The organism is Citricoccus sp. K5, assembly GCF_902506195.1.
Classification (GTDB): domain Bacteria; phylum Actinomycetota; class Actinomycetes; order Actinomycetales; family Micrococcaceae; genus Citricoccus.
This window is the reverse complement of record NZ_LR732824.1, coordinates 1-6,173: the sequence shown is the minus strand read 5'-3', so window position 1 is coordinate 6,173 and position 6,173 is coordinate 1. Positions and strand designations below refer to the sequence as shown.

Annotated in this window: 5 protein-coding genes; 2 read left to right on the top strand and 3 right to left on the bottom strand. The window is 64.2% G+C overall.

Going from position 1 to position 6,173, the window contains the following annotated elements; all coding sequences use genetic code 11:
* Positions 1-438 precede the first annotated feature (438 nt).
* Positions 439-2,394 carry an NAD(P)/FAD-dependent oxidoreductase gene (locus BOSE125_RS17800; protein WP_159555566.1) on the bottom strand — a complete coding sequence of 652 codons (1,956 nt, stop codon included), beginning with the start codon at positions 2,392-2,394 and terminating at the stop codon, positions 439-441.
* Between the two features lie 532 nt (positions 2,395-2,926).
* Between BOSE125_RS17800 and BOSE125_RS17795 the strand changes: the two genes are divergently transcribed.
* On the top strand, positions 2,927-4,216 hold the full coding sequence (locus BOSE125_RS17795; protein WP_201301314.1) for an MFS transporter: 1,290 nt from the start codon (positions 2,927-2,929) through the stop codon (positions 4,214-4,216).
* A gap of 83 nt (positions 4,217-4,299) precedes the next feature.
* On the opposite strand, the gene BOSE125_RS17790 is transcribed toward BOSE125_RS17795, so the two are convergent.
* Complete coding sequence (locus tag BOSE125_RS17790) at positions 4,300-4,677, bottom strand: enoyl-CoA hydratase/isomerase family protein (protein WP_256376005.1); 378 nt, start codon at positions 4,675-4,677, stop codon at positions 4,300-4,302.
* A gap of 433 nt (positions 4,678-5,110) precedes the next feature.
* Between BOSE125_RS17790 and BOSE125_RS17785 the strand changes: the two genes are divergently transcribed.
* Positions 5,111-5,302: a CsbD family protein gene (locus BOSE125_RS17785; protein WP_159555560.1), complete on the top strand. Its 192-nt coding sequence runs from the start codon at positions 5,111-5,113 to the stop codon at positions 5,300-5,302.
* Positions 5,303-5,426: 124 nt separating this feature from the next.
* On the opposite strand, the gene BOSE125_RS17780 is transcribed toward BOSE125_RS17785, so the two are convergent.
* Complete coding sequence (locus BOSE125_RS17780; RefSeq protein WP_159555558.1) at positions 5,427-6,023, bottom strand: recombinase family protein; 597 nt, start codon at positions 6,021-6,023, stop codon at positions 5,427-5,429.
* Positions 6,024-6,173: the final 150 nt, after the last annotated feature.

Here is a 6,173-nt window from a genome sequence, read left to right as displayed (position 1 = left end):
ATGAACGGCCACTAGAAAGCCCGTCGAGGGCCGGTGGCTCCCACCCGGCCGGCCGCCGGCTCTCAACGGCCATAGTGGTGGCTCTGAACCACAATATTCAGTGGCTCCCAGAGGTCCGAATACTCACTCCAAGTCTCCGGAGGATTGGGCCCAGCTTCCGTCCGGGTCGGCTATCGTACAGCTCGCTCCCCCGGCCACCAGTGCCGCGTTCTTGCGCGGGCCGAGGTGAGTACCGCGTAGTTTCGGGGACCAGCAGTCTGTGGCCACCGTCTGCCACCCTCGCCGCGCTCGACTCCCGGCAAGATGCAGGTGGCTACTTCAACGTCAAACAGCAGACGGTGTGGAGGTCCTCTTGACCTCCACACCGTCGTGGCGGGGCAGACGCGGACCGCCCACCATTTCTCAATTTCACCTTCACCGTGGGCCCCAGCCCTGGAGTCACCGCACGGTGTAGTTCTCCATGTCGGGGCGCTTGGTCATGTCCCAGTACTCGACATTGAGGAACGGCATCACGAAGACCACACGTCCTCGGGAGTTGCGGTAGTAGGTGGACATTCCCGGGTGGGTCCACACCGTCCTCTCATGGATCTCGTCGACGAGCTCGTTGTACTTTTCCGTCGCCTCCGGTTTCGCGTCGATGGCGTGGTGGCCGCCCTGGAACATCTCCGTCAGCAAGCCGCGGATGTAGCGCATCTGGACTTCCATGAAGAACATGAAGCTGCCGCTTCCCGGGAACGAGTTGGGCCCGCCCAGCATGAAGAAGTTCGGGAACTCGGGGACGGACACGCCCAGGTATGCCTTGGGGTTGTCGTCCTCCCACACCTCCCGGAGCCGCACTCCGTCAACACCCCTGACATCCATAGACGAGAGGAAGCGGGTGGCCTCGAACCCGGTGGCCCAAATAAGGACGTCCGCACCGTACTCCTGACCGGATGCCGAGACCACTGCATCGGGGCGGATCTCCACGACGGACTCATCCACCAGGGTCACATGATCCTTCTTGAGAGCCGCGTACCATCCGTTGTCGAGGAGGATCCTCTTGCCAAACGGAGGATAGTCGGGGACAGCCTTCTCCAGCAGGTCCTCTCGGCCGTGGAGCTGTTCGGTGATGTATTTGGTGAAGTAGGCACGGTGACCGTCGTTGCGGGCATTCACCGACCTTTCGGGATGCTCCCACTCGGGATCGACGCGCAATGCCTCGATCACCTTGTCACCGAACTGCCAGAACAACCTCAACCAGTACCAGGCCCGATAGAGGGCACAGGACTGAAGGAGCAGGCGCAGGTCGTCGGAGATGGGCTGCTGGAACTTCTCGAAGGGGGCGACCCACTGCGGTGAGCGTTGGAAAACCGTCAGTTCGGCGGCCGTGTCCGCAATGGCAGGGACGATCTGCATGGAACTGGCACCGGTTCCCACGATGGCCACGCGCTTACCTTCCAAGTCGATCCCCTCGGGCCACTCGGCGGAGTGAAACACAGTCCCCTGGAAGGAGTCGGCTCCCGGAAGGTCCGGCCTTTTAGGCCGGTTCAGGACGCCCACGGCGCTGATGAGGACATCACAGCGGAGGGTCTCCATAGTTCCCTCGCTGTTGCGTACCTCCAGCACCCATCCGTGGGTGTCCTCTTCATACGTAGAGGTGGACACCTCGGTGCCGAAGCGGATGCGGTGACGGACGCCCAAGGCATCGATCGTCTCGTCAAAGTAGTGGTGCAGGTTGTCACGCAGCTCGAAGTGCTTCGTCCAGTCATTCTGGGCGAAGGAGAACGAATAGAGGTGGCTGGGGGTGTCCACGCCAGCCCCCGGATAGGTGTTCTGCCACCAGTTGCCACCGGCCTCCGGCTGCTTCTCCAGGATGACGTAATCGATGCCCATCTCCTCCAGCTGATGAGCAGCGACAATGCCGGCAATGCCCGCCCCGATCACCACGGCCTGATAGCCCACGGGCGCCTGGACGGAAGGTGTCTGGATTTCAGGGGCATCGGAGACCACCCGCCGGGCGAATTCGGTCGACAGCATGGGACCGTACTGGTCCCCGACCTCCTCCCCCATGCAGATGCTCATCATGCGGGTAACGAGCTCAGGACTGGGCGCTTCGATAGCGGGGTCCTCTCCTGACTGCAGCCGCAGGATGGCGTCGACCCCGGCCTCACGGACTTCTGCCTGAATGGTCTCCGGCAAGCCGCCCGAGTCATGGTCCCCCAGCCCCCGGCCACGGGTGGGAAGATAGGGGTCCTCCAGCCATTTCTCGTCCCCGGTCACCTGAAAGACCAGCATCAGCAGGGCGGGGACGTTCGCAATGGAGACGGCCGTCCGCACCTGCTGCTCGGTGAGCTCGATGTCCTCGTCAATGAGAGAACCAGTATCAGCGACGGCTCTGGTGGCAAGAGTCGGCATAGTGCCACATCCTTCGGATCAGACGGGTCGGTGGTGACCACCCGTGGTTATCAACGTGAGTATTGACCTAGAACCATGGTGAACGCCCGCGCCCCGTTTGTCAACGCTAGAGTTGACAAAAGGCACGCCTCCGGCCGCGGGGGGCCAATCGGCCCTTTAGGTGCGACCGCAACGAGACAGCCCCCCGACCGAAGGCCCGGCGATCCCGGGCCGGCTCACACCGTGCCGGCTCGAGGGCAAGAGCAGAGGAGGTCGATGGGCATGGAGCTGTGCAGCCGCAAGTGAGGGGCTGCGCGTTTCACCCCTCGGGACACCCTTCCACCGGCCGACGGGACACCACCCGGCGGGACAGTCGCTCCGAAGATCTACACCACCGTTGACAACCGGGGGTGATGTAGGCCACTCTGGTGGCCGAAGGTGGAGTGCACCGCCGACAGCCCACGGCAGTTACGCCAACCCCGGCGTGCCGCAAAGAAGGGGATTCAGAATGACGCAGAATGTAATAGGATCAGACACCCAATCCGCAGGAACCGTGCAAGTCATTGACCTGAGGAAATCCCGCAAGGCACTGATTGCAGGGTCAGCCGGCCACGCGGTCGAATGGTACGAATTCGCCATCTACGCCTACATGGCTCCAATTATCGCGCCGCTGTTCTTTCCGTCGGCGGACCCTACGGCCAGCGTTCTGGCGACCTTCTCCCTCTTCGCCCTCGCCTTTTTCCTTCGCCCTGTCGGCGCCGTCGTCTTCGGTCGTATGACCGACCGCCTCGGACGCCGACCGGTGCTGGTTCTCATCATCGGCCTCATGAGCGCTGCCACTGCTCTCATCGGCTTGCTGCCTACTTACGCGCAGATCGGCGTTTGGGCACCCATCTTGCTGACGATGTGCCGAATAGTCCAAGGCCTCTCTGCCGGCGGCGAGGTAGGCGGCGCTGTCTCCCTGGTCGTGGAGTCAGCTCCGGAAGGCAAGCGAGGCATCTACGGTGCCTGGTCCTTTGCCAGTCAAACCCTCGCGTTCGTGCTCGGTGGAGGCGTGGCCACCCTGCTCGCTCTCATCCTTCCCCCCGAGGACCTTAGTTCGTGGGGATGGCGCATCGCCTTCCTGCTCGCTCTCCCCATGGGGGCGGTCGTGCTGTACATGCGCCTCCATGTTGACGAGACGCCCCACTTCAAGAAGATGAAGGCGCAGCAACTCACGAATCCCACGGAGGCGCCGGTACTACGGCGGCAGTCCTTCTCCTACCTCTTGACCACCTTCGGCATTGTTGTGGTCTACAACGCCGTCGGGAACACGTTCATGGTTGGCATGCCGTCGTTCTTGTCCACCAGCTACTCGATGCCCTTGCTGGAGTCTTACCTTCTTGCCGTGATCACCGGGCTGACCGCCGGGCTGACCATGCCGTTCTTCGGCCGACTGTCCGACCGGGTGGGCCGCCGGCCAGTGCTCCTGGCGGGAACAGGAGCCGTCGTCGTGCTGTCCTACCCGCTCTACGCCATGATCTCGACAGGCTTCACGGGCGGGCTGATCGCCCTGATCATCGCTGGCATCCTGATTGGCGCCGTCGGCGGACCCATGCCAGCCCTGCTTTCCGAACGGTTCCCCACCCGCAGCCGCGCCACCGGCCTGTCCCTGACCTACGCTTTGTCCGTCGCCCTCTTCGGGGGGACAGCTCCGTACATCATCATCTGGCTGGCGGACATCACCGGCGACTCCCTGTCAGCGGCCTACTACACCCTCGGCTGTGCAGTCATCAGCCTCATCGCGCTGCTATGCGTGAAGGCACGCCATCGCAACGACCACCTGGGCGAACTACAGGACTGATCTCACCCGGAGCCAAGGCAAGAGGAGCCGCGGATCATCATGATCCGCGGCCCCTCCCTTGGTGCAGGAAGCTTCTGCTGCACTCACGCTGGGGTGCGTTCGGCAAACCTTGCGATCTTCGCCTGCGTCCCGGCACTGGAGGCCATGGCGGCGATGCTCTCGAGTTCGTTCTCCAGGTGACGCTCGTAGGTGACGGGCTCCCCCGGGCTCAACAGCTTCTTCGTGGGCCCTATGACCTCGGCCGAGGCCACCAAGTCCCGTGCCAGCTCACCCGCACGCTCTTGGAGACGCTCCTTCTCGACGACCTCGCTCACCAGACCCCAGTCCAGGGCCTCCTGGGCCCCGACGATCTTGCCCGCCAGACACATTTGGGCAGCACGACGCGGCCCAACGACCCGCGGGAGGAAATAGGGACGCTGGACCGCTCTTGACGGTTGGCCGAACTCCCCCGGTTTCTCCAGGAATTCGCCGGTGCAGCAACCGCGCCATCTGGTCTTATTTGCCTGTCTCGTTCGCTGGTGTCTTGATGAGCTGGGAGCTACCGAGTTGTTGAGACAAGGAACGGGTTCCAGGGGCTGGGGTATGCGCGTTACCGCCAGAAGGAGATGCCGCCGCGCCGAATCCGATGAGCGGCTGGCGATGCTCGCGCCTATAGGGACGTGCCCGCGAGCCGCCCGGCCACGCCGCTGGTGTCACTTCGCCCGGTGGCTCGGTCCTCGACAAGATGGCGCCTCGAGCCTTGCTGTTGGACCGGACCAAGCGGCGCTCCGGACCGCCCCCGACGGTCGCCGGGGTGCGCGTTCGCCATGGAGGAAACGACGGGCCGGAGGGTTTCCCGCGGAGGCAGAGAGACATAGGGTTGAAGGACTTGATCGCCGACAGAAGGGAGTGCCCATGGGACTCGGAGACAAGATCAGCAACGCGACCGACAAGGCGGTCGGAGGTGCCAAGGACAAGCTCGGCGATGCCACCGACAACCCCGATCTGCAGGCAGAGGGCAAGGCCCAGAACACCGAGGGCCACGCCAAGCAGGCCGGCGAGAGCGTCAAGGACGCTGCCAAGGACGTCAAGGACGGCCTGAAGTAGTCAGGCACACCCTCTGAACCAGCGGCTGCGGCCCCGGAACCCGTCATGGGTCCGGGGCTGCAGTGCGTTCGGGGCGGTGGTGGGCCCGCCGCAGGCGCCAGACCGCACGACCCGGCGATACGGGCTATGTCGAGACCGGAAGGTCGCGGATGCGACGGTAGAGCGTGGCTCGGGACATGCCCATGTCCCGAGCCACCTGAGCCGCGGGCCGGCCGGCTTCGACCAGGTGGGCGGCGCTGCGGATCTGAGAATCGGTGAAGGTCTGGCGCCGTCCGCCGAGGTCCTGGCCGGCGGCCCGGCGCTTTGCCACGGAGTCGGTGATGCGTTCGCGCTTGATCTCCAACTCCATCTGGGCAAGAGCGGCCATCACCGTGAAGACCATGGAACCCATCGGGGTGTGAGTGTCGACGTCTCCCCCACCGAGGTTCAGCACCCGCAGCCCCGCGCCTCGTTCTCGGAGGGTCTCGGCGAAGGCGAGCATGTTCTGGGTCGACCTACCCAACCGGTCCAACGTGGTGATCACCAAGGTGTCGCCTTCCTGCAGGGCGGCCACCGCCTTGTCGAACTTCGGCCGCGAGGCCCGAGCACCGGACACCCCGTGATCGACGTACAGGTCATCGCGCCGCACCCCGGCCGCGAGCAGGTCCTCGACCTGCCGGTCGGCGTCCTGCCGGCGGGTGGAGACCCGCGCGTATCCAATGAGCGAGTGTCTCGCAACCAACGTTGAGTACACGATTCTAGTCGCTTAGAGATTGCGCGGATAGGGGCTCAGCGCCATTGGTACTGCTTGACAGGGCGGTCATCCCACCGGAACCGGGTCCATGATTCTTTGAGCAGGCGGCGGATCACGATGATGGCGTTGGCCAGGTGC